Genomic DNA, 20,757 nt, shown 5'->3' on the forward strand with positions numbered 1-20,757 from the left:
TGCATTCAGCTGAGCGCCGTGCTGGCGCGCAGCCTCTCGATCGCCAAATCCAGGAATGCGCGCGCCTTCTGCGAGGCATGGCGGCCCTCTCGGTGCAGCAGCTGCACAGGCAAGGGCGCCGTCTCGAACTCGCTCAAGACGATCTTGAGTCGCCCCTCTCGCACATGCTCGGCGACCTGGTAGGACATCAGCCGCGACAGGCCAAAGCCGCTCACCGCGGCAGCCACCGCCGAGTCATTGGTGGTGGTGATCATGCGCGGCTGCAGCTTCACGATCCTGGTAGCGCCGTTCTCCAGCAGGCGCCATTCGGGCGCGGGGGTGACGCCGCTGGCGGAAACAATCGTGTGGGCCGCCAGCTCGTCCGGACTTTGCGGCACGCCATGCCGCGCCAGATAGCTGGGCGCCGCGCAGATCACGCGCCGCACCTGGCCGACGCGGATCGCCTGCATCGACGAGTCCGGCAGCTCGCCGATGCGCACGGCGATGTCCACGCCCTCGTCCATCATGTTGACGACGCGGTCGAGAAACCAGCAAGCGGCCGTCACCTCTGGATAACGCTGCAGATACTCGGTCACGATGGGGGTGACATAGGCCGCGCCGAATAGCACCGGCGCGGTGAGGGTCAAGCGCCCGCGCGGCGCGCCGTGCAGCCCGCGCGCCGATTCGTCGGCCTCGGCCAGCTCGGCCAGGATGCGCCGGCAGTCTTCCACATAGCGCGCCCCCGCGTCCGTCACGCGCACCACCCGCGTGGTACGGGTCAGCAGGCGCACGCCCAGATGGGCTTCCAGCTCGCCGATGGCGCGCGTGACCGCGGGCGGCGAAATGTTGAGCTTGCGTGCGGCGCCGGCAAAGCCGTTCGCGTCCACCACCGCCGTGAACACATTGATCAGGTGCAATCGGTCCACTGTTTCACTCCACGTAACGGTGTCTTGGATCCGCCAGCGATTCTAAGCAAGGGATGAATCAAGGACAGTTCAGCCATTCGCCACACACAGGGCGGATGACCACAGACCCACATCGCACAAACTACACAGGCACGAAATGAACAACACCCTTGCCCGCCGCGTCCTGCTGGCCGCACTGATCGGCACCGCCAGCGCCTTCGCCGTACTGCCCATGCAGGCGCAGGCCTATGACGAGAACTCCACCAGCGCCTTGAACCTCGATGCCAAGGGCGTCGCCATCAAGGGTCACGACGTGGTGGCCTATTTCAGCGCCGGCACCCCCACGGCGGGTCTTGCCGAGTTTTCAGCCAGGCACGAAGGCGCGATCTACCACTTCGCCAGTGCCGCCAATCGTGACGCCTTCATGGCCGACCCGGCCAGGTACGCACCCCAGTTCGGTGGCTTCTGTGCCATGGGCGTGGCCTTGGACAAGAAGCTCGACGGGGACCCGACGGCCTGGCGCATCGTTGACAACAAGCTCTATCTGAACGTCAATAAGGACGTGCAGAAGAAGTGGCTGGAAGACCTGCCAGGCAACCTGGTGAAGGCCAAGGGCAACTGGCCGCAAATCAAGGGCAAGGCGCCCAGGGATCTCTGAAGTCGTCGTCGCATACCCATACCGCCCGATCAAGCACCATGAAGACCTTGGCATCCGAACTGAGCAGCCTTGAACAGATGCAACAGCAGCTGCAGGCGCAGCGCAAGGCGCTGCTCGCCAGCCTGTTGATTTCCGCATGGATGGTGGAGGCGCGCGACCCCTACACCGGCGGGCATCTCTGGCGCGTCGCACGCCTGGCCCATCTGCTGGCCCTGGGCACCGGGTCGACGCCGCGTGAGGCCAGCCGCATTGCGATGGCGGGCTTTCTGCACGACCTGGGCAAGGTGGGCATCTCCGACGCGGTGCTGCGCAAGCCGGGGCGGCTCAGCGACGAAGAGTTCGCCCACATCAGGACGCATCCGCGCATCGGCGCGCGCATGCTTGCCGGTCACCCGCTGGCGGCGCTGGTGGTCGAGGTGATCCACCATCATCACGAAATGCCGAACGGGCGCGGCTACCCGATGGGTCTGGTGGATACCGCGATCCCGCATGACGCTCGGCTGGTAGGCATCTGCGACGCCTTTGACGCCATGACCAGCACCCGCCCCTATCGCACCGGCATGCCGATCGCCAAGGCGCTCGCCATCATCGAATCCGAGCTGGGTCAGCAATTCGATCAGCGGCTCGGCGCGGCGTTTGTGCGCATGGGCAGGGCGGGCGACTTCGACGCGGTGGTGGGCCACAGCGACGACGGCATCCCCTTGCAGCATTGCCCGGCCTGCGGGCCGACGCTGGTGCGCACGCGCAGCAGCGCCGCGGGCGAGCACATCGGCTGCCCCGCCTGCTCGGCGCAGTTCCGCTGGGAGACGGTGAATGGCGAGTTGAAGGCCATGCAAACAGGCGTGCAGGCCGAGGCCGAAGAACTGGAGCCGGGTTTGGACCGCGCCCAAATCGAGGCCTTGGTGCTCGACTGGGCCGAAGCCATCGAAAACAGCTGAGTGGCCCCTGAGCTGCCGCTTCGCGTCAGGCCGTAGACAGGCCGGGCGGCGATGATGCCTCTTGCGGCCGGACAAGCGCCCGGCCAAGATCGCCACATGGGAGCATGTTTGGTGCCAACGCAGCACCGTCGCCGGAATATGGCCGTGCATTCGAGCAGCCAATACCAGCCAGCGCAAGCGCCGGTTTCAACGCAGGTCCTGCGCATGGCCGTCGTCGCGCTCGGCTATTACCTGGCGGCGCGCCTGGGCCTGCTGATGCCCTATATCGGCTCGCACGTCTCGCTGATCTGGCTGCCCACCGGCATCGCACTCGCCGCCTACCTGCGCTGGGGCACGACCATGGCGCCGGGCGTGCTGCTGGCCGCGTTTCTGGTCAATTACCAGGTCGGCACGCCCACCTGGGCGGCTGCCGGCATGGCGGCAGGAAATGCGCTGGGCCCGTGGCTAAGCGCCCAACTGCTCGTCCGTCTTGGCTTCGATGCGGCACTCACGCGCCGCGCCGACCTCGGCCAGTACCTGCTGGCCGTGGCGCTCGGCATGCTGGTCACCGCCAGCAACGGCAGCGCCTGGTTGCGCATGGCGGGCATTCTGACGGCCGACCAATGGGCGCCGGCCTGGATCACCTGGTGGACCGGCGACGCGGTCGGGGCGCTGCTGGGTGGCATTCCCCTGCTCGCCATGTCAAGCGCCAGCATGCGCAGCAGCTTTGCCGGTCGACGTGGCCGCTACAACATGGGTTTGCTTGGCCTGGTGCTGGTCTGCGGCCTGCTGACCTTCTCGCCCTGGACGGCGCCCTCGACGGCATGGACCTTCCCCCTGCTGGCCCTGCCCCTGTTCCTGATGGCCGTGCTGGCGCTGCGTGCCGGCGTGCTGGCCGCCTCGCTGGCGGTGTTGCTGCTGTCGGGCAGCGCCGCCTGGGGCACTGCCAGCGGCATTGGCCCCTTCGCCGGACACGACGCCCACGCCGGGCTGCTGGCGTTGTGGAGCTACGTCACCGCCCAGGTCTGCACCGGCGTGCTGATCTGTGGCCTGGCCGCCGAGCTGCTGGCCAGCCAGCGCCAGCAGCAGGCGCAGTTCCAGCATGCCAGCGAAGGCATCCTGGTGGTCGATCCGCAAGGTCAGCTGGCTGCGCTCAATCCGATGGCGCGTCTGATGCTGGGCCTGGCGCCGCTTGAGCCGGCCGGCGCGCCGGACCTGGCGCTCACCCAATTGCCCGAGGGCAACGGCATGCGCCTTGCCGAATGCCTGCAGCAGGCGGCGGGCCAGCCACGCCTCATGAGCCTGCGCCGCAGCGACGGTCGGCGCCTCGACGTGGAGGTCCAGACCGCACGCTACCGCGATGCGCGCGGCCGCCAGTTGACACAGCTGCTGCTGCGCGACGTGACCGAGAGCCGCGAGGCCCAGGCCAGGTTGGCAGCCAGCGAGGAGCGCCTGCGTGCCATCACCGACAACGCGCCCGCCCTGATCGCCGACCACGACCGTGAGTTCCGCTATCGCTTCGCCAACCGCACCTACCAGGAATGGCTGGGCATTGCGCCCGAGGCCGTGCTTGGGCAGACCGTGGCCACGGTGCTGGGCGAGGCGGTCTGGGCCGAGGTCAGGCCCGCCATGGAGGCGGCGTTGCGCGGCGAAACCACGAGCTATGAGCGCCACATTCAAGGCCGGGCGCAGGAGCGCTGGATCCATGTGGCGCTGGTGCCCAGGCGCGACGCCGCCGGCGCGGTGGACGGCTTCTACGCTCTGGCCAGCGACATCACGCCGCGCCTGCGCGCCGAGCAGGCCTTGCGCCAGAGCGAGCAACGCCTGCGCAGCATCACCGATCAATTGCCGATGCGCATTTCCTATGTCGGCCCTGACGAGCGCTACCGCTTCATCAACCTGGCCTACGAGCGTGCCTTTGGCCGGCCGCGCCAGGAATTGCTGGGCTGCACCGTGCGCGAGGTGATCGGCGATGGCGCTTATGAAGCGTCCGCAGCGCATATCCAGCGCGCCCTGGCCGGCGAGACCGTGAGCTTCGACAGCGAGATCACCACGCGTGAAGGCTATCGCAGCTACCGCGCCAGCTACCTGCCCCAGTTTGCCGATGATGGCCGCGAGGTGCTCGGCTTCGTGGCGATGATTCTGGACACCACGGCGCAGAAGCAGGAGGAGCGCCGCCTGATCGAGCTGAGCCAGTCCGACAGCCTCACCGGTCTCTTGAATCGCGCCGGCTTCGAGCAGCGCGTGCATGAGGCCGTACAGCGCAGCCGCAGCTCGGGCGGCACGATGGCCCTGCTGCTGCTGGACCTGGACGGCTTCAAGCAGGTCAACGACAGCCTGGGCCACCTCGCCGGCGACCTGCTGCTGCGCGGCTTCGCCGGCCGGCTGGTGCGCAGCCTGCGCGCCGCCGACATCGTGGCCCGCCCCGGCGGTGACGAGTTCGCCGTGATCGTCGAGCAGCTGTCCACGCCGCTTGATGCCGCCACCATTGCCGGCAACATCGTGCAGGCGATGCGTGCGCCCTTCGTGCTGGAAAACCGCTCCGTCCACATCAGTACCAGCATCGGCGTGGCGCTGTATCGCGGCGAGCCTGAGCTAACGCCTCGCGACATCGGCAAGCGCGCCGACGACCTGCTGTATGCCGCCAAGGCCGCCGGACGCGACCGTTTCTGCATCGACACCGAAGAGGCGCCGTGTACGAGCTAAGGCCAGTCGGTCCGCAACAGACTGCGTCCCCCCATCGCGGGGTCGCTGATGGAATCGGCCCCGGTCTCGAGATGGCCGGCCAGGCGGTAGGCGAAGTCGGGCCAGGCGCTGCAGCGCAGGCCCAGGTCGTACCAATACCCGTTGGCGGCCAGCGGCAGGCGCAACTCGGCCTCGGCACCCGCGGCCAGCGTGAGGCTGCGTGGCGCGGGCTCGGCATGGCGCAACGCCCGCAGCTGCAGCTGCAAGGGCTGCTCGCCGGGGTTGCTCAGGCGCAGATGCAGCTCGCCCGCTTGCGCCGGGGCGGCGAGCTGGCGCAGCAGCGGTTCCGGGCGGCCGTCCGCGCGGCCGATGTAATGGCGATGAAAACCATTGGGGCCCAGCACCCAGAGGTCGTAGCGCGGGTCCGCGGCGTCGAGCAGCCAGTCGTCCTGCAGGCTCAGGCCGACCTCGACGGTGTAGCGGCGCGGCAGCGCCTGCGGCCGCAGGCGGTCATAGACATGGAACACGGCGCCGGCCTCGCCAAGATTCTCGAAGCGCAGGCGCAGGCTCGCGCGCTGCAACTGCAGCTGCACCTGCAGCGCATAAGGTAGCGCCCGTGCAGGGCGCGTGCCCGCCGCCTGTTCGGGCACCGGCAACTCACGGTGCACGCTGACCGGCTGGGTCTTTTCGTAGGCGCAGGCGCGCGCATGTGGCGCAGCGGTATTCGGCAGCGGCGGGAGCTCGGCGCGCGGCTGCAGGCTGAAGTCGAAGCAGCTGCTCAGGTCCCCGCACACCGCGCGCCGCCAGGGGCTGATCAAGGGCTCATGCACGCCGAAACGCGCCTCGATGAAACGGATCACCGAACTGTGGTCGGCCACCTGGGAGTTGACCCAGCCACCGCGGCTCCAGGGCGAGATCACATACAGCGGCACGCGCGGCCCCAGGCCGTAGGGCCTGCCCAGCCAATGCGCGTCTTCGCCCGGCTGCAAGCGCAGATGGTATTCACCGCGGGTGTCAACGGTCGAAGCGCCGGCCCAGGCCTTGCCGTCCCGCGAGGGTGGCGCGGGCGGCGGCATATGGTCGAAGTAGCCGTCGTTCTCGTCGAAGTTGAGCAGCAGCACGGTGCGCGCCCAGACCTCCGGGCGCGCGATCAGCGCCTCCAGCACCCGGGCCGTGTAGTCGGCACCGGAGGCCGGGCTGGACGGATCGGGATGCTCCGAGCCCTCTGCCGTGGCAATGATCCAGCTCACCTGCGGCAGCTCGTCGGCCAGCACATCGGCCTTGAGCTGGGCCAGGCTGCGGCTGCTGATGCCGCGCTCGCGCAAGGCCTGGCTGTGGCCGCGGCGCCGATACCAAGCGTCGCGAAAGGGCGCGAAGCCGGCCAGCGGGTTGTCGTGGAAGTTGTCTTCCATGTCCTGGTAGACCTGCCAGCGGATGCCGGCCGCCTGCAAGCGCTCGGCATAGGTGGTCCAGCGGTAGTCGCTGCGGCGCTCCGGATGGAACTGCTCGCGGCTGTTGTCGATGCAGGGACCGCCAGCCAGACCTTCGGGGTCGTTGTGGCCGCTCCACAGAAACAGGCGATTGGTATTGGTGCCGCTGTGCACCGCGCAGTGATAGTGATCGCACAGCGTGAAGGCCCGGGCCAGGGCGAACTGGAAGGGAATGTCGCCCTCGCGGTAATGCCCCATCGCCGCCTCGCCCTTGGCCGCCGGCCAGTCACCCAGCCGCCCCTGATCCCAGGCGGCCTGCGCATCCTGCCAGTTATGCGGCGTGCCTGCTGCGCGCATCAGCGCAAAGTCCTGCGCCGTGTCGAGGTGGAAGGGCGGCAGACGCAGGCCGCCGCCATCCTGGCGCGGCTGGGCAAAGACGGTATGGCCTCCGGCCAGCGGCACGGGGTGCGGATCGCCAAAGCCGCGCACGCCGGCCAGGCTGCCGAAGTAATGATCGAAGCTGCGGTTTTCCTGCGTCAGGACGACGATGTGCTCAACATCCTGCAGGGTGCCGCTGCGGCGCTGCGCCGGGATTTCGAGCGCGGCCCGGATCACCGGCGGAAAGCCGCCGCTCCAGGCCGCCAGCCCGGCGCCGCGCGCCAGGCGCCGCAGAAAGTCGCGCCGTTGGCCTGCCGACTCGCTCACCATGGCTCACTTGCCCGCATACATGGACGCGTACTTGGCGCCGAACCACAGGATGAAGGCATAGCAGGCCGCCGGCAGCAGGAAGGAGGCCTGCACGCCCAGGGCGTCGGCCAGCGCACCTTGCGCAAACGGCACCACCGCCCCGCCGACGATGGCCATGCACAGAATGCCCGAGCCCTGCCCCGTGTACCGGCCCAGGCCATGCAGCGCCATGCTGAAGATGGTGGGGAACATGATGGAGTTGCACAGGCCCACCGACAGAATGGCCCACATCGCCAGGCTGCCCTGGCCGAACGTCGCCATCAGCACCAGCGCGATCGCCGCCAGCGCATTGAAGGCCAGCGCCTTGCCCGGGCTGACTGCGCGCATCACCGCAAAGCCGATGAAGCGGCCCACCATAGCGCCCGCCCAGTAGATGCTGACATAGTGCGCCGCATCGGCATGCGCCAGGCCCGTGATCTGCGACTCGCCCAGGAAGTTGACCAGAAAGCTGCCGATGCTGACCTCGGCGCCCACGTACAGAAAGATGCCGATCGCGCCCAGCACCAGATGGCGGTGCGCCCAGGCCGAGCCATGGCCCTCGCCGGCCAGCGGCGCGTCCTCGCTGTCGGCGATCTGCGGCAGCCTGGCGGCCCAGAACAGCAGGGCCAGCAGCGCCAGCGCGCCGGCCAGCGCCAGATAGGGGCCGCGCACCGTGGCGGCATCGGCCGCCGTGCCCACCGCCGCCAAGATCAGCAGGCCGCCCACCGCCGGGCCTATCGTCGTGCCCAGCGAATTGAAGGCCTGGGTCAGGTTCAGGCGGCTGGAGGCGGTGCGCGCGGGCCCGAGCACCGTCACATAGGGGTTGGCCGCCACCTGCAACACGGTGATGCCCGAGGCCAGCACGAAGAAGGCGAACAGGAACAGGCCATAGCCGCTGGACGAGGCGGGATAGAACAGCGCGCAACCGGCGGCCGCGATCAGCAGCCCGGCCACCGCGCCCTTCTGGTAGCCGATGCGGCGTATCAGCGCGCCGGCCGGCAGCGAGACGATGAAGTAGGCGCCGAAGAAGCAGAACTGCACCATCATGGCCTGCACATAACTCAAGGTGTAGATGGCCTTGAGGTGCGGGATCAGCACATCGTTGAGCGAGGTGATCAGGCCCCACATGAAGAACAGCAGGGTGACGATGACGAGCGGCGCGCTATTGCCCTCGCTCTGTGCGGCGCCTGCGCCCTGCTGTGGCGCGGCGGCGGCCGCGGGGTTTGCCATGTTTGCCATTTGCTTGTCTCCTGCTGTGGCTCTACTTGTTCGCTTGAGTCGCTGGATGCCCTCAGGGGGCGATCCCGGCGGGTGGATGGGGCAGATCGGCGGCGCTGCTGCCCCAGCCTTGTGGGTCGGGCTGCGCCGCGAGCTTAAACGCCAAGTTGCCGCCGGCCTGCATTTGCTCCCAATCCAGCCACACCTTGTTGTGCGCGCGGCCGGCCCAGTTCACCGACTGCACATAGCGGCGCTCGCCGGCCCGGGCCTCGGGCGCCTCTATGCGCAGCGTGCGGCCGGGGGCCAGATCGATCTCGGCGCTGGCAAAGCGCGGCACATGCAAAAGAAAGCGGCCGCTGCCCGGCATATCGGGGTAAAGGCCCAGCGCGCTGAACAAATACCAGGCCGACATGGTGCCCAGGTCGTCGTTGCCGGTGACACCGTTGGGCGCATTGGTAAACAGCGTCTCGGCCGCGCGCAGCACGGTGGTGGTCTTCCAGGGCTGGCCGATCAGGGTGTAGATCCAGGGCGCATGCAGGTCGGGCTCGTTATTGGGGTTGTAGCGGTACTGGCTGTAATAGCTGTAAGGCCCCACCACCCAGGACTTGCGCACCGCCGCGGCCGGGTCGGCCAGCAGGGCCTGGTGGTCGAAGAACTGGTCCAGGCGCCGGCCGGCCTGCGCCGCGCCGCCCATGGCCGCCACCAGGCCCGGGATGTCCTGGCGCGGCAGCCACTGATACTGCCAGGCCGTGCCCTCGTGGAAGCCGCGCTCCGAGCGCGGGTCGTAGCGCCCGTCCACATCCTTGAACCAGCTGCCGTCCTGAAGCCGCGGGCGTGGAAAGCCGCGCTGGCCGGTCTGCTCGTCGACCACCGTCGCGTCCCAGACCTGGCGCCAGTTCTGGGCGCGCTGGCTGAGACCTTGCGCGTCCTTCGTGTGACCCAAGGCCTTGGCCATGGTCGCCAGCGCGGCATCGCCCAGCGCGTACTCCAGCGTGGCCGAGGCGCCATGGTGCGGATCCACGTCCATGCCCTTGGCGGGGTAGGCGCGGTCGTAGGGCACATAGCCCCGGCTCAGGTAGCTGGGATTGCCGGCCCGGCCCTCGGGGCGCAGCAGCTTGCTCGGCCGGCCAAAGGCGTTCTCGCGCAGCGCGGCATAGGCCTCCTGTTCGCGGCCCTTGAGCGCGCCATAGCGCCACAGGTCCACCAGGAAGGGCGTGACCGGGTCGCCGGTCATGATGTTGGTGTCGAAGTTGGCATAACCCCAGCGCGGCAGCCAGCCGCCCTGCGCGCGAATCTTCAGCACCGAGTTGGCGATGTCGCGGGCGCGTGCGGGGCGCAGCAGCGCCAGCAGCTGGTTCTGCGTGCGGTAGGTATCCCAGAGCGAGAAGAACTCGTAATAGGTCCAGCCCTTGGCGGTATGGATGGCATCGTCGTAGCCGCGGTAGCGGCCGTCGGCGTCGCTGCCGGTGAGCGGCTGCAGCAGCGCGTGATAGAGCGCGGTGTAGAAAACGGTGCGATCGTGGCTGCTGCCGCCCTCGATGCGCACGCTGCCCAGCTCGCGCTGCCACATCGCCTGCGCCAGCTCGCGCATCGCGTCGAAGCCAAGCGGCTGGCCGCCGGCCATGCCCTCGGCGCGCAGGTTGACGCGCGCGCCCTCAGCATCCACATGCGAGATCGCGCTCACCGCCGTCACCACCTGGCCCTTGCTCAGATCAAAGCTCAGCCAGGCGCCATGCGGGCGCGCCTCGCCCTGCTGGCTGGGACCCATGGCGCCGGGCTTGCCGCCGCGCTCGTCCCAGATGCCATGGGCCACGAAGGGGCGGTCAAACACCATGCGGAACCAGGTGCTGTACTGGGCACCGCCGCAAAAGCTCTTGGTGGTGATCTTGCCCTCGACGCTGCGCTCGTCCACCACACGCAACTCGCTGCCGACCACCGCGTGCTTTTCGTTCGCCTGGCCGAGGTTGAGCAGCAGGTGTCCGGTGCTTGTGCCGGGCGCAAAGGTGTAGCGCTCGGCGGCCGCGCGCGTCAGCGCCGTGGCCTCGGCGCTGATGCCGCCGTAGCTGGTGAGCTGCACCTTGTAGTAGCCGGCCTGGCCGACTTCGCCCTGGTGCGTGTATTCGGCGGCATAGCGCTTGTAGTCGAAGCTCTCGGCCTTGGCGGTGTCGAAATCGCCACCCGGGCCGATGCGGCCGGTCACCGGCAACACCGGCAGCTGGCCGCCCTGCTCCCAGCAACCGGCGCCGGAGAGATAGAAATGCCCGAAGCCGCGGATGCGCGTGTCGCTGTAGCGCCAGCCGGCGTAATGCTCGCCGCTGGGGCTCACCTGGATCATGCCGAAGGGCGCCGCGGCACCGGGGAAGGTATTGCCTTCGTCCTGCGTGCCGATGAAGGTGTTGACCGGCATCGGTTCGGCGGCACGGGCGGGCAGCGTGGCCGCCGCCAGCAGCGCCAGCAAGGCGAGCCAGCGCGGGGCTGAGGAGCGGGTGTGTTGCATCTGGGGCTTCTCCGTGGCTCAGCGCGCCGGCAGGCGCAAGGGATGGGCTTCGGTGTTGAAGGTCACCGCATCGAAGTCCAGCGCGCTCTTCGACGCGAACAGCAGGTAGAAGTACTTGAAGGTCTCGGCAAACACAAAGCTCTCCATCGAGTCTTCCTGCACCTTGGTGCGCACATCCTTCAGCGCCGCGTAGCCGGCCGCGCTGCGGCAGTGGCGCACAAAGGCCTCGAAGAACTCGCGCCCCATGGCACGGTAGCGCGCGTCGCCGGTGTAATGGTGCAGGTAATAGGCCGACTCGATGATCTCGGGCCGCAGCGCGTACTCGGGCGACAGCACCTTCATGGTCCGATAGTCCAGCGCCTCGGGCTCGACGCCATGCAGGCGCCACATGCGCAGGCCCGATTCCTGCAGCTTGCGGGCGCGCGGCAGATCGCCACCCAGGGCCAGCAGCGCGGGCATGAAGGCGTCCAGCGCGCCGTACTGGCTCTTGATGCGCTTGCCGCTGTGCATATCGGCATGGCCGTACCAGAAGCCGCTCTTCGTGTCCTCGCCCAGCAGCTTGTTCACGCCGGCAATGCTGTGCTCCCACATGCTCTTGCACTCGGCATCGCCGAACAGGCGCCAGCATTTGTAGAGGTACTCGTAGTAGGAATCGATACCGCCGCCGATATGCGCGTCGCTGCGCTCCCAGCCCCCGGTCTCCACATTGATCGCCGAGCCCACCAGGCCGTCCGGCGAGGCCCGCCGGTAGGTTTCCACCAGCGCGCGCTTGGACTTCTCGAAGAAGACCGGGTCGCCGCTGAGCTTGCTCAGAAGGCCGAACTCCAGCACCAGGGTGCCGGTCTCGGCCGGGTTGCTGACCTTGCCGCTCACTTGGCCGGTGCGCAGGTTGACATGCGTGTAGGGCAGGCCGGTGGGCGAATCGAACACCGGCAGCAGGCGCCGGCCCAGATCCTCGGCCTTGGCCAGCAGGCGGGCATCGCCGCTGAGCTCGTAGGCCGAGAGCAGGCCGCCCAGCAGGCGGATGGTGATCTCGAAGTTCTGCACCGGCATGTCGTGATCAAAGGACAGCTTGGCCACGATCAGCTCGCGCGCCTCGTCGGCTTCGTCCTTCAGCCCCATCAGGATCAGCGTGTCCAGCGCGTCCACCGGCGTCATCAGCAGCGATTGGGCATACCAGTCGTGCGGCTTCCTGCTCAGGGGCTTGAGCGCATCGTGACCCCAGGCGTATTGCTTGTAGCCCTGCCAGGCGTGGCGCGTCTCCTCCTTCACGCGCTGGGCCAGCTGGGCGGACTCGGCCTCACTGACGGGCTTGATGAGCGCAGCAGGGTTGGCCGCCTGCGCCAGCATGGGCAGGCCGGCCAGCAGCGTGAGGCATAGCAGCCGCTTCAAGGCGCGACGGATGGTGGTGAAGCCGATCTGACTCATGACTGATAAACCCTTTCTTTTCCTTCTTCTTGCAGCATCTCGAACAAGCGGCCCATGGCCTGCGGCGTGGGCGGCGTGGCGCCCGATTGGAGGCAGGCCGCCGAGCCCGCCGCCAGCGCGGCATGCAGATGGGCTTGCAGCGGGCGCTCGGCGTGGCGGCTCAGGCTGTGGAGCAGGCCGGCCACGCTGGCGTCGCCGGCGCCCACCGTGTCCACCACCGCCACTTGCGGCGCTTGCGCATCGCAGCGCTGCTCGCCGTGGAACAGGCTGGCGCCCTGCCCGCCGCGCGTCAGCAGGCAATAGGCGTCGGGCTTGAGCGCGCGCAGCTGGGCCAGCGCCGCGCCCTGCTCCAGGCCGGGGAACAGTCCGCGCAAATCATCGTCGGAGACCTTGATCACATCGGCCAGTGCGGCCATGCGCTGCAGCGTCGGCGTGTAGCGCTCATCCATCAGATTGCGGTAGTTGGGGTCGTAGCTGATCGCCACGCCCTGGGCCTTGAGGCGCTCGGCCAGCGCCAGCAGACGCGCAGCCAGCGGTTCGCGCGCCAGGCTGATGCCACCGAAATGCGCCCAGCGCAATTGCGCCGACCAGCCGGCCGGCAGCGCCTCGGCATCGAAGTGCAGATCGGCGCTGTCCTCGCCCACGAAGAAGTAGCGCGGCGGCTCGGCCTGCTCGACGATGGCCAGCAGCGGCGGGCGCGCCACGCGCTGCAGCAGGCGCAGGTCCAGCCCCACCGCGGCGCTGGCGGCCCAGAGTTCGTCGCCAAAGCGGTCGCCCCGGCTGATCGCGCCGGCAAAGGCGCAGCGTTCGCCTAATGCGGCCAATGCGCGCGCCACATTCCACGTCGAGCCGCCCACGCGCGCCAGCCAGCGCTCGCCGCCCTGGTGAATCATGTCGGTGAGCGCCTCGCCGGCGCAAAGCATCAGCGGCGCGTCATCATCCAGCATGGCTGCCGCCTCCATCCAGCACGGCCGCGATGTCGTAGCAGGCGCCCATGGTGTGATAGTCCACCTTGCCGGCCGGGCTCTTCTCGTCGCTGTACTTGCGGTTCTCGGCGTCCAGGATGCGGTACCAGGCGCCATGCTGGTGGTCGACGAAATGCGTCCAGCTGTAGGCCCAGAGGCGCTGGTACCAATCCCAGTAGTAGGAAGAAGCCTCGCCGCTGCGCTGCGCCAGCATGGCGGCGGCGGCGGCGCTCTCGGCCTGCACCCAGAAGTACTTGTCGGCATCGCAGATGTTCAGCTCGGGCGAGATCGAATAGCACAGGCCGCCATGCTCGGCATCCCAGCCCTTTTCCACCGCCACCCTGAAAAGGCGTTCGGCCGTGGGCAGGGCCCAGCCCAGGTCCTTGCCCGGCAGCTTGGCGCCGAGCGACTCCAGCTGCAGCAGCAGCTTGGCCCATTCGGTGAAATGGCCGGGCTGGTAGCCCCAGGGGCGGAACAGATTGGCTGGGTCATCGATATTGAACTGCCAGTCGGGCTGCCACTGGGCGTCGTAATGCTCCCAGATCAGGCCGCCGCAGCGCTCGGCCTGGCGCTGGGTGATGTTGAACGCCAGGGTGTGGGCGCGCTCCAGATAGCGCGCCTCGCCGCTGGCCCTGTAGGCCGCCAGCATGGCCTCGCAGGCATGCATATTGGCGTTCTGCCCGCGGTAGCTGGCGAGCTGGCTCCAATCCTGGCTGGCCTCGTCGGCATAAAGGCCGGCCTGAGGCTCCCAGAAGCGCCGCTCCATCAGCTCGAAGGTCTCGGCCAGCCAGGGCCTGGCCTCTTCCAGCCCGGCCATCACGGCATGCGCATAGGCCAGCAGCACAAAGGCCTGGCCGTAGGCATGCTGGGTGCCGTCCAGCACCTCGCGCCTGCCGTCACGCCAGTTCAGCAGCCAGGCATAACCGCCATTCTCCGCGTCCCGGTGCACCTCGCGCAGAAAACGCAGCGCATGCTTGAGGCCGTCCAGATAGCGCGCATCGCGGAAGTGGCGGTAGGCCATCGCGTAGGTGAACACAAAGCGCGTGCTGCTCACCAGGTGGCGCTGCTGCGCGTCGTAGACGCTGCCGTCGTCCTTGAAGAAGTGGTACATGCCGCCGCTCGCATCGAGGCAGCGCGGGTGGTAGAAGCTCATGCTGTGCTGCGCATGGGCGAGCAGCACCGCCCGAGACCGGAAGTCGGGTAAGTTGGACATGGTGATGTAGGGTTATGTGCGCGCTAGGGCCTAGTCGTCGCAGCTGCTTTCGCGCACGATCATTTCGACCGGCAGGATCATCTCGGTGGGTGGCTCGTCGGGCTTGCTTGGGCGCAGCAGCAGCTCTACGCCGGCCGCGCCCAGCGCCTCCTTGTCCACCCGCACCGTGCTCAGCGGCGGCACGGCCACGGCCGCGCTGCTGATGTCGTCAAAGCCCACGACCATGATGTCGTAGGGAATCTTCAGGCCCGCGTTCATGCAGGTCTTCATCGCCACCAGCGCGGTGCTGTCGTTGTAGCAAAACACCGCGTCGGGCCGCTTGGGCAGGGCCAGCAGGCTGCGCATCGCCTCCATCACGCCCTCGTCGCCCTCGCCCATGGTGGGCACGATCACTTCCAGATCGGGGTCGGCATGCACCTTGGCCTCGAACAGGGCGCGGCGAAAGCCGCGGTTGCGCTGCTGGATGCTGTAATGCGCCAGCGAGCCCGAGAGCATCGCGATGCGCCGCTTGCCGTTGCGCAGCAGGTGCCGTGTGGCCAGGAAGCCGCCGAGGGCGTTGTCCGGATTGACGGAGCTGAAGCCGCGGCGCTGCATGTCCACCAGCACCACCGGCTTGCCGGTGAGCTGCAGCGCGCTCAGCACCTCGGGCTCGAAAAAGCCGGCGCACAGGATCGCGTCGGGCTGGTGCACCCGCACCTGCTCCAGCACCGGCTGGGCCGGGCCCACCACCACAAAGGACAGCGCAATGCCCTCACGCCGGCAGGCCTCTTCGGCGCCATGCAGCACCGGCGAGAAGAAGGGGCTGGAGGCCAGGGTGTTGTGCTGGCTGTGCAGCAGGAAGGCGATGCGCCGGATGCGCCCCTTCTTCAGCTGCGAGAGGTCATAACCCAGGCGCTGCGCGGCCTCGCGCACCTTGTTGCGCGTCACCTCGGTCATGCCGGCCTGGTTCTTCAGCGCCCGCGAGACGGTGCCGATCGACAGCCCGGTGGCCTCCGCGATGTCGCGGATGGTGACGGCGGCTTGCTGCTGCTGATGATGATGCTGCGGCTGGCTCACGGGCGTGCCTTTGGCTGGCAGGGCGGGCCCGGCTGCTCGTGCGGCGGGTTCATCAGGTAGATCACGAAAGAGTCTCCGGCTTTGCTTATCGGTTTATTAAACGCTTCTGGCGGCGCTTGCAGACCTTGAACGAGTGCTTTTTTATCGCGTCGTTCCATGGGTGATGTTTATATCCAGCGCGATTTTTAGCGTCAACCAAAGCAGCGCTGGCGGGGCATTTTTAGGGCGTTTTAGTAAACAAGCGCAAGGGATCCTCCTCGCTGGCTCCGCGAAGCGCCGCGCTCCCAGCGGGAGTCACTTTGGGGGGGCATGTCGCCAGGTACTGCTCGGACGGCGCCGAAGTCGCGCAGGGGAGCGCATTCCAAGCACCGAACGGAGGGGTGCGAGTTCGACGACGGGGAATGCAGTCTTGAGAGAGAAGGGAATGCGCTATGGCGCTGCAGGCGCGTCTCTTAGCCACTTAACGGGGGGCGCAGCGATTGGGTGCCCCAGGCCATCGCGGAGCGCACATTGGTGGATCTGGGGTCATGCGTTGCCTAGAGATTTGAGGCCTGACCCTGCCTGCTTCTGAAGACTCTCGCCATCTTGCCGGCGAACGAGCCCGTTTTTGTCACCGCAGGTCGAGCAGAGAAACTCGACGACTGGCGGGACTCCTTCTCTTGGCTGCAAGTGCGTACGCAGCGGGGTCTCATCGGTTGGATCGCGATGCCAGAGCCGCATTTCATCAAGCAGTGCGATGACACCACGGGGAACCAGACGAAGATCTGTTTCCTTGGGGATTGAAGCCGGTGGAGGCTGAGGTGATGGCCGCGTAGCACTGGGCCTCGCGCAAGCCAGAAGCCTGCAGTCAGGCCGACATGGCCAGGCCTTAACTTTCAAGGCCACCCAGTTCCACCAGCACGCGCCCTGCCCACCATTGGCCATCTCACTCAATCCCCCACCAACACCCCCGACACATTCCACGTACTGAAGCTGTCTCCCTCCCGCGCCCCTTGTGGAATCCGCACCGCCATGCGGTGCCGCCCGGCCTTCAAATCGCCCAGCTCGACGTAGATGGGATTGGTCGCCGAGCCCGGGCACCAGTTGGAGCGGCTCAGGTCAGATGAAGACAAACCATCGTTGAAGTTGCCAGAGGCCGGGTTGAATAGACGGTAGGCACCGCAGTCCTGGCGCCAGGGTACGAAGGAAATGAGCGGCTTGCCGTCCAGCAGGATGGTGTTCTTCTTGGGCAGGAACTCATCCCCATTGGCCCAGCCGCCATGGCCGGTGGCGATGTAGCGCAGGCGGGCGTTCTTGAGCGGGCGGTCCAGCGTGAAGTTCACCTCCAAGCCCTTGTCCACATCGAACATGGTGGCGTAGTCCTGCTCGGCCATTTCCATCACATTGGTGGTATTGAACAGCGGCATGAGCACCCGGTTCTTCCTCTTGCTCTCCTGCGGCTTGGAGAACATCGCGGCGGCCGAGTCGCTGGGATGGACGGTGATATTCAAACTGTCGAGCTTGTGGCCGCCCTGGTCGTAGTTGCCGATGAAGACGCCCACGGCCAGCTGCTGGCCCGAGAGACGGGTGGCGATGTCGGTGATGTCCATGCGGTAGGGCACGGCCTGGTGCCAGGTCTTGCCCTTCAACTGCAGATGGTTGTAGTGCCCGACGCCAAAGGGGGTGAAGAAGCGCATCAGCTCGATCAGCGGCGCGTAATCCTTGGTGGCCACCACGCCGCGGTAGGTCCGGCCGTTGCCGTTTTGATAGGCCGGCAAGGCCGCGACGCCTTGCTGTAGGCCGTCAAAAAACGTGCGCCTGGCGCCAGACTGCAGCGGAATCACGAATACCGAGCCGGTGCGGTCATAGGCATCGCCGTTGGAGCGGGCCAGCAGGTCCACAAAGACCTGGCTGCCGGCCGGGATCTCGGGCAGCTGCACGGTCTTGAGCACGACGGTGCCATTGGCATAACGGCTCACGCCCTCACGCGGCTCGCGGTCTTGCCCCGAGAAGTTGACAAGCTGGTCGCGGAACACCGGAATGGTGGTGAAGCGGCTTTGCCAGAGGCGGTCCTTGTAGCTGAGCCCGTCGACCAAGGGCGCGACCGCCCCGCCGCCGCCCTGCGCCAGCACAGCCAGGTCCAGGCCATGGAAGGGCTCGATCTGGGTGGCGCGGATGACGAAATTGCCATTGCGCACCAGCTCCAGCACCAGGCCGAGCTGGTGGCCCAGCAGGGTGGGCGCGCCGGCGGCCGGCAGCTCGTTCGTGTACCAGAGCTCGATGCGGTTGGAGTTCAGCACCGTGCTGGCCTTCTTGCAGCGGTAGCCAAGAATCGTCTTGCTCTCGCCCTCGCTGAGCTCGTACACCTGCTTGGCCAGCGTCTCGCGGTCCAGCGTGGCAATCGATGCCTCGCTGTTCAGCCGCGCGAGCTGCAGCAGTTCCTGCGCGGCCGGCCTGACCAGCGTTTGCTCAAAAGGGAATGCGGCCTTGCCGCTGTGAACTGCCTCCGAGCTGATCAAGGCCTCGGCCTTGGCGGCGTACAGCAGCACCGCATCCTCGCCCTCCACCGGCTTGCCGTTGTACGTGCGCTGGTAGCGCACCGTCCAGCCATCGCTGGGCGCGGCCAGGGCCGAGGCGCAGCAGAGGCCGAGCAGCGCGGCGGCGAAAAAGAAGGTTCTCATCATGCTCAGCTTCCTCAGGGTCCGGGTCGAATCTGCGTGACGTTCTCGTCCGCCAGCTCCACGCGCAGCCGGCGCCCCGGCGCCCCCTCAAGACCGATGAATTCGACCGCCGCGACGCGCTGAAAGCCAGCCCCAGGCGACGAGCTAGGCGGAATGTCCAAACGCAGCAGCCCCTGCGCGTCCTGGCTCAGCCGCAGCCTGCGCGCAGCGCCCTGCCGGTAGCCATAGCCCTCGCCCGCATCCTGAAACAGCTCGCTATCGCCGGCGCCGCCCCAGGCCGCCACCAGCGTCAGCGCTGCGGCCGCCTGCGTCAGCATCTCGCCCGTATGCTGCACCGGCGCCTGCGTGGGTACGGTCGCGCCCACGCGGATGAACAGCGGCAGGCGCTCCAGCGGCGCAGCGATGGTGGCGTAGGTGCCACCCTCATGGCGCTGGCCGCTCCACCAGTCCAGCCAGGCATCGCCCTTGGGGAAGTAGACGCTGCGCTGGCGCTCGGCCTCGCGCAGCACCGGCGCCACCAGGAGATCGCCGCCCAGCAGGAACTGATCGTCCACCAGGCTGGCCTGGGTGTCGGCCGGATAGGCGAACCAGAGCGGGCGCATCGGCGGCAGGCCCGTGCGTTCGCTGGTCTCGAACAGGCTGTAGAGATAGGGCAGCAACTGGTAGCGCAACTCGATGGCCGCGCGGTTGATGCGTTCATGCTCGGGCCCGAAGGCCCAGGGCTCGCGCGACGCCGAGACATCGTTGGAATGGGTGCGCAAGAAGGGCGTCAGCGCGGCGGCCTGCAGCCAGCGCGTGTAGAGCTCGGCGCTGGGGCTGCCCATGAAGCCGCCCACATCGGCGCCGACAAAGGGCACGCCCGAGACCGACAGATTGCTCAGCATCGGGATGGTCAGCGCCAGATGGGTCCACGTGGGCGAGTTGTCGCCGGTCCACACCGCCGCATAGCGTTGCACGCCGGCAAAGCCCGCGCGCGTGAGCACCATGGGGCGCTGCTCGGGGCGCAGCCGGCGCAGGCCCTCGAAGCTGGCGCGCGCCATCTGCATGCCATAGACGTTGTGATAGCGCGCATGGCTGCCGGGGCGGCCGTCGCCGGCATGGCGGGCGTCGAGCGCGAAGGTCTTCTGCGGGCCCAGCGAAATCTCGGGCTTGTCAAAGCCGTCGGGCGCGAACACGCCGGGCTCGTTCATATCGTTCCAGAAGCCGTCCACACCGAGGTCCAGCGGTTCTTGATAGAGGCGGCCGAACCAGTCGCGCGCGGCCGGCGCGGTGAAGTCCGGGAAGGCACAGACGCCGGGCCAGACCTTGGCCTGCAGTTCGCTGCCATCGGCGTTCTTCATGAACACGCCCGCCGCGTGGCCGCCGCGGTAGATGGCGTATCCCTTGTCGCGCTTGATGCCGGGGTCCACGATGGTGACGGCGCGAAAGCCCTGGCCATGCAGCTCGTTCAACATCTCGCGCGGCTGCGGGAAGGTCGTGGGATTCCAGCTGAAGACGCGGAAGCCGTCCATATGGTCGATGTCCAGATAGAGCACATCGGCCGGGATGCGGCGTTGGCGGAATTCGCGGGCGATGCGCAAGACCTCGTCCTGCGTCTGGTAGGACCAGCGCGACTGCTGGTAGCCCAGCGCCCAGCGCGGCGGCAGGGCGCCGCGGCCGGTGAGCGCGGTGTAGTCCTGCAGCACCCGCGCCGGGCTGCGCTCGGCCCCGCCGGTGAAGACGAAATAGTCCAGCTCGCCGCCCGCGGAACCAAAGCGGTAGCGCTTGGGGTCGGTCTTGCCCATGTCGAACCAGCTGCGCCAGCTGTTGTTGAAGAACAGGCCATGGCTGCGCCCTTCATGCAGGGCGATGAAGAAGGGGATGGCCTGGTAGGACGGGTCGTGGCCCGGCGCGTAGTCGGGCACATCGGCGTTCCACATCACCAGCTGCTGCTGGTGGCGCGAGAGTGGCAAGGCCTTTTCACCAAAGCCGTAATAGAGCTCGTAGTCATCGCGCCGCTTGGCGGTCTCGAACGAGCCCTCCCGGGCGTCGAAGGAGGTGGGGCGGGCGGGGTCGTCGGCGCTGATCAGGCGGCCCGCGGTGTCGAAGATGGCGATGGCCAGCTCGGGGGACCTCTGGATGCGCACCAGCGTGCCGCTGCTGGAGCGCAGTTCCACGCTGGCGGCGTTGATGCTCGTCATCGCCTTGGCGCGCGGCGGCGCATCGGTCAGGGCATAGGACGCGGTGTCGGGCTCGAAGCTGCCCTTCGCGCTGATGATGCGCACGCGCACCACCTCGGGCGTGATGAAGCCGATACGGGCGCGCGCGCCGCTGCTCAGGCGCAGGTCGACGCCATCATCGGATTTGGTGGCTTGCACGACGGCGCCGACGCTGCGCAGCGCGGCCCTGGCGGGCAGGCTGAGCAGGAGGCCCACGCAGAG

The 20,757-nt window shown here is 67.9% G+C and carries 14 protein-coding genes; 3 read left to right on the forward strand and 11 right to left on the reverse strand.

All coding sequences use genetic code 11. The features are described from left to right. Positions 1-5: 5 nt before the first annotated feature. Entirely contained in the window at positions 6-905 is a 900-nt protein-coding gene (locus WG898_RS01990; protein WP_339601105.1) for a LysR family transcriptional regulator, read from the reverse strand. A 136-nt stretch (positions 906-1,041) separates the two neighbouring features. Here WG898_RS01990 and WG898_RS01995 point away from each other — a divergent pair, with 136 nt between their 5' ends. The 3 genes from WG898_RS01995 to WG898_RS02005 all read left to right on the forward strand — a co-directional run bounded on the left by WG898_RS01995 (position 1,042) and on the right by WG898_RS02005 (position 5,165). After that, positions 1,042-1,542, forward strand: a complete 501-nt coding sequence (locus WG898_RS01995) for a YHS domain-containing (seleno)protein (protein ID WP_339601106.1) — start codon at positions 1,042-1,044, stop codon at positions 1,540-1,542. 38 nt (positions 1,543-1,580) lie between these two features. Beyond that, on the forward strand, positions 1,581-2,480 hold the full coding sequence (locus WG898_RS02000; RefSeq protein ID WP_339601107.1) for an HD-GYP domain-containing protein: 900 nt from the start codon (positions 1,581-1,583) through the stop codon (positions 2,478-2,480). A gap of 204 nt (positions 2,481-2,684) precedes the next feature. After that, positions 2,685-5,165, forward strand: a complete 2,481-nt coding sequence (locus tag WG898_RS02005; RefSeq protein WP_339601108.1) for a sensor domain-containing diguanylate cyclase — start codon at positions 2,685-2,687, stop codon at positions 5,163-5,165. Here WG898_RS02005 and WG898_RS02010 read toward each other — a convergent pair. From WG898_RS02010 to WG898_RS02055, 10 genes are all read right to left on the reverse strand, one after another. After that, positions 5,162-7,282, reverse strand: a complete 2,121-nt coding sequence (locus WG898_RS02010; protein ID WP_339601109.1) for a phosphocholine-specific phospholipase C — start codon at positions 7,280-7,282, stop codon at positions 5,162-5,164. The two genes, WG898_RS02005 and WG898_RS02010, sit on opposite strands and share 4 nt — an antisense overlap. Positions 7,283-7,285: 3 nt before the next feature. Next, on the reverse strand, positions 7,286-8,539 hold the full coding sequence (locus WG898_RS02015; RefSeq protein WP_339601110.1) for a sugar MFS transporter: 1,254 nt from the start codon (positions 8,537-8,539) through the stop codon (positions 7,286-7,288). 52 nt (positions 8,540-8,591) lie between these two features. Next, entirely contained in the window at positions 8,592-11,015 is a 2,424-nt protein-coding gene (locus tag WG898_RS02020) for a GH92 family glycosyl hydrolase (protein WP_339601111.1), read from the reverse strand. 18 nt (positions 11,016-11,033) lie between these two features. Then, positions 11,034-12,443 carry a glycoside hydrolase family 47 protein gene (locus WG898_RS02025; protein ID WP_339601112.1) on the reverse strand — a complete coding sequence of 470 codons (1,410 nt, stop codon included), beginning with the start codon at positions 12,441-12,443 and terminating at the stop codon, positions 11,034-11,036. Further along, entirely contained in the window at positions 12,440-13,390 is a 951-nt protein-coding gene (locus tag WG898_RS02030) for a carbohydrate kinase family protein (protein ID WP_339601113.1), read from the reverse strand. The genes WG898_RS02025 and WG898_RS02030 overlap by 4 nt, the downstream gene beginning before the upstream one ends. Beyond that, positions 13,380-14,621, reverse strand: a complete 1,242-nt coding sequence (locus tag WG898_RS02035; protein ID WP_339601114.1) for an AGE family epimerase/isomerase — start codon at positions 14,619-14,621, stop codon at positions 13,380-13,382. The genes WG898_RS02030 and WG898_RS02035 overlap by 11 nt, the downstream gene beginning before the upstream one ends. A gap of 30 nt (positions 14,622-14,651) precedes the next feature. Beyond that, positions 14,652-15,677, reverse strand: coding sequence for a LacI family DNA-binding transcriptional regulator (locus WG898_RS02040; protein ID WP_339601115.1), 1,026 nt, complete (start codon positions 15,675-15,677; stop codon positions 14,652-14,654). Continuing rightward, positions 15,674-15,835: a hypothetical protein gene (locus tag WG898_RS02045; RefSeq protein ID WP_339601116.1), complete on the reverse strand. Its 162-nt coding sequence runs from the start codon at positions 15,833-15,835 to the stop codon at positions 15,674-15,676. The genes WG898_RS02040 and WG898_RS02045 overlap by 4 nt, the downstream gene beginning before the upstream one ends. Positions 15,836-16,606: 771 nt before the next feature. After that, on the reverse strand, positions 16,607-18,340 hold the full coding sequence (locus WG898_RS02050; RefSeq protein ID WP_339601117.1) for a PNGase F N-terminal domain-containing protein: 1,734 nt from the start codon (positions 18,338-18,340) through the stop codon (positions 16,607-16,609). A gap of 11 nt (positions 18,341-18,351) precedes the next feature. Then, complete coding sequence (locus WG898_RS02055) at positions 18,352-20,751, reverse strand: glycoside hydrolase family 31 protein (RefSeq protein WP_339601118.1); 2,400 nt, start codon at positions 20,749-20,751, stop codon at positions 18,352-18,354. Positions 20,752-20,757 lie beyond the last annotated feature (6 nt).

Origin of the sequence: Paucibacter soli, from assembly GCF_037482845.1 — a bacterium.
GTDB classification, from domain to species: domain Bacteria; phylum Pseudomonadota; class Gammaproteobacteria; order Burkholderiales; family Burkholderiaceae_C; genus Paucibacter_B; species Paucibacter_B soli.

Excerpts from the sequence above, each read along its gene's own strand:
- WG898_RS01995 (WP_339601106.1), top strand. The coding sequence starts at position 1,042 with ATGAACAACACCCTTGCCCGCCGCGTCCTGCTGGCCGCACTGATCGGC.
- WG898_RS02000 (WP_339601107.1), top strand. The coding sequence starts at position 1,581 with ATGAAGACCTTGGCATCCGAACTGAGCAGCCTTGAACAGATGCAACAG.
- WG898_RS02005 (WP_339601108.1), top strand. The coding sequence starts at position 2,685 with ATGGCCGTCGTCGCGCTCGGCTATTACCTGGCGGCGCGCCTGGGCCTG.
- WG898_RS02010 (WP_339601109.1), bottom strand. The coding sequence starts at position 7,282 with ATGGTGAGCGAGTCGGCAGGCCAACGGCGCGACTTTCTGCGGCGCCTG.
- WG898_RS02015 (WP_339601110.1), bottom strand. The coding sequence starts at position 8,539 with ATGGCAAACATGGCAAACCCCGCGGCCGCCGCCGCGCCACAGCAGGGC.
- WG898_RS02020 (WP_339601111.1), bottom strand. The coding sequence starts at position 11,015 with ATGCAACACACCCGCTCCTCAGCCCCGCGCTGGCTCGCCTTGCTGGCG.
- WG898_RS02025 (WP_339601112.1), bottom strand. The coding sequence starts at position 12,443 with ATGAGTCAGATCGGCTTCACCACCATCCGTCGCGCCTTGAAGCGGCTG.
- WG898_RS02030 (WP_339601113.1), bottom strand. The coding sequence starts at position 13,390 with ATGCTGGATGATGACGCGCCGCTGATGCTTTGCGCCGGCGAGGCGCTC.
- WG898_RS02035 (WP_339601114.1), bottom strand. The coding sequence starts at position 14,621 with ATGTCCAACTTACCCGACTTCCGGTCTCGGGCGGTGCTGCTCGCCCAT.
- WG898_RS02045 (WP_339601116.1), bottom strand. The coding sequence starts at position 15,835 with ATGGAACGACGCGATAAAAAAGCACTCGTTCAAGGTCTGCAAGCGCCG.
- WG898_RS02050 (WP_339601117.1), bottom strand. The coding sequence starts at position 18,340 with ATGATGAGAACCTTCTTTTTCGCCGCCGCGCTGCTCGGCCTCTGCTGC.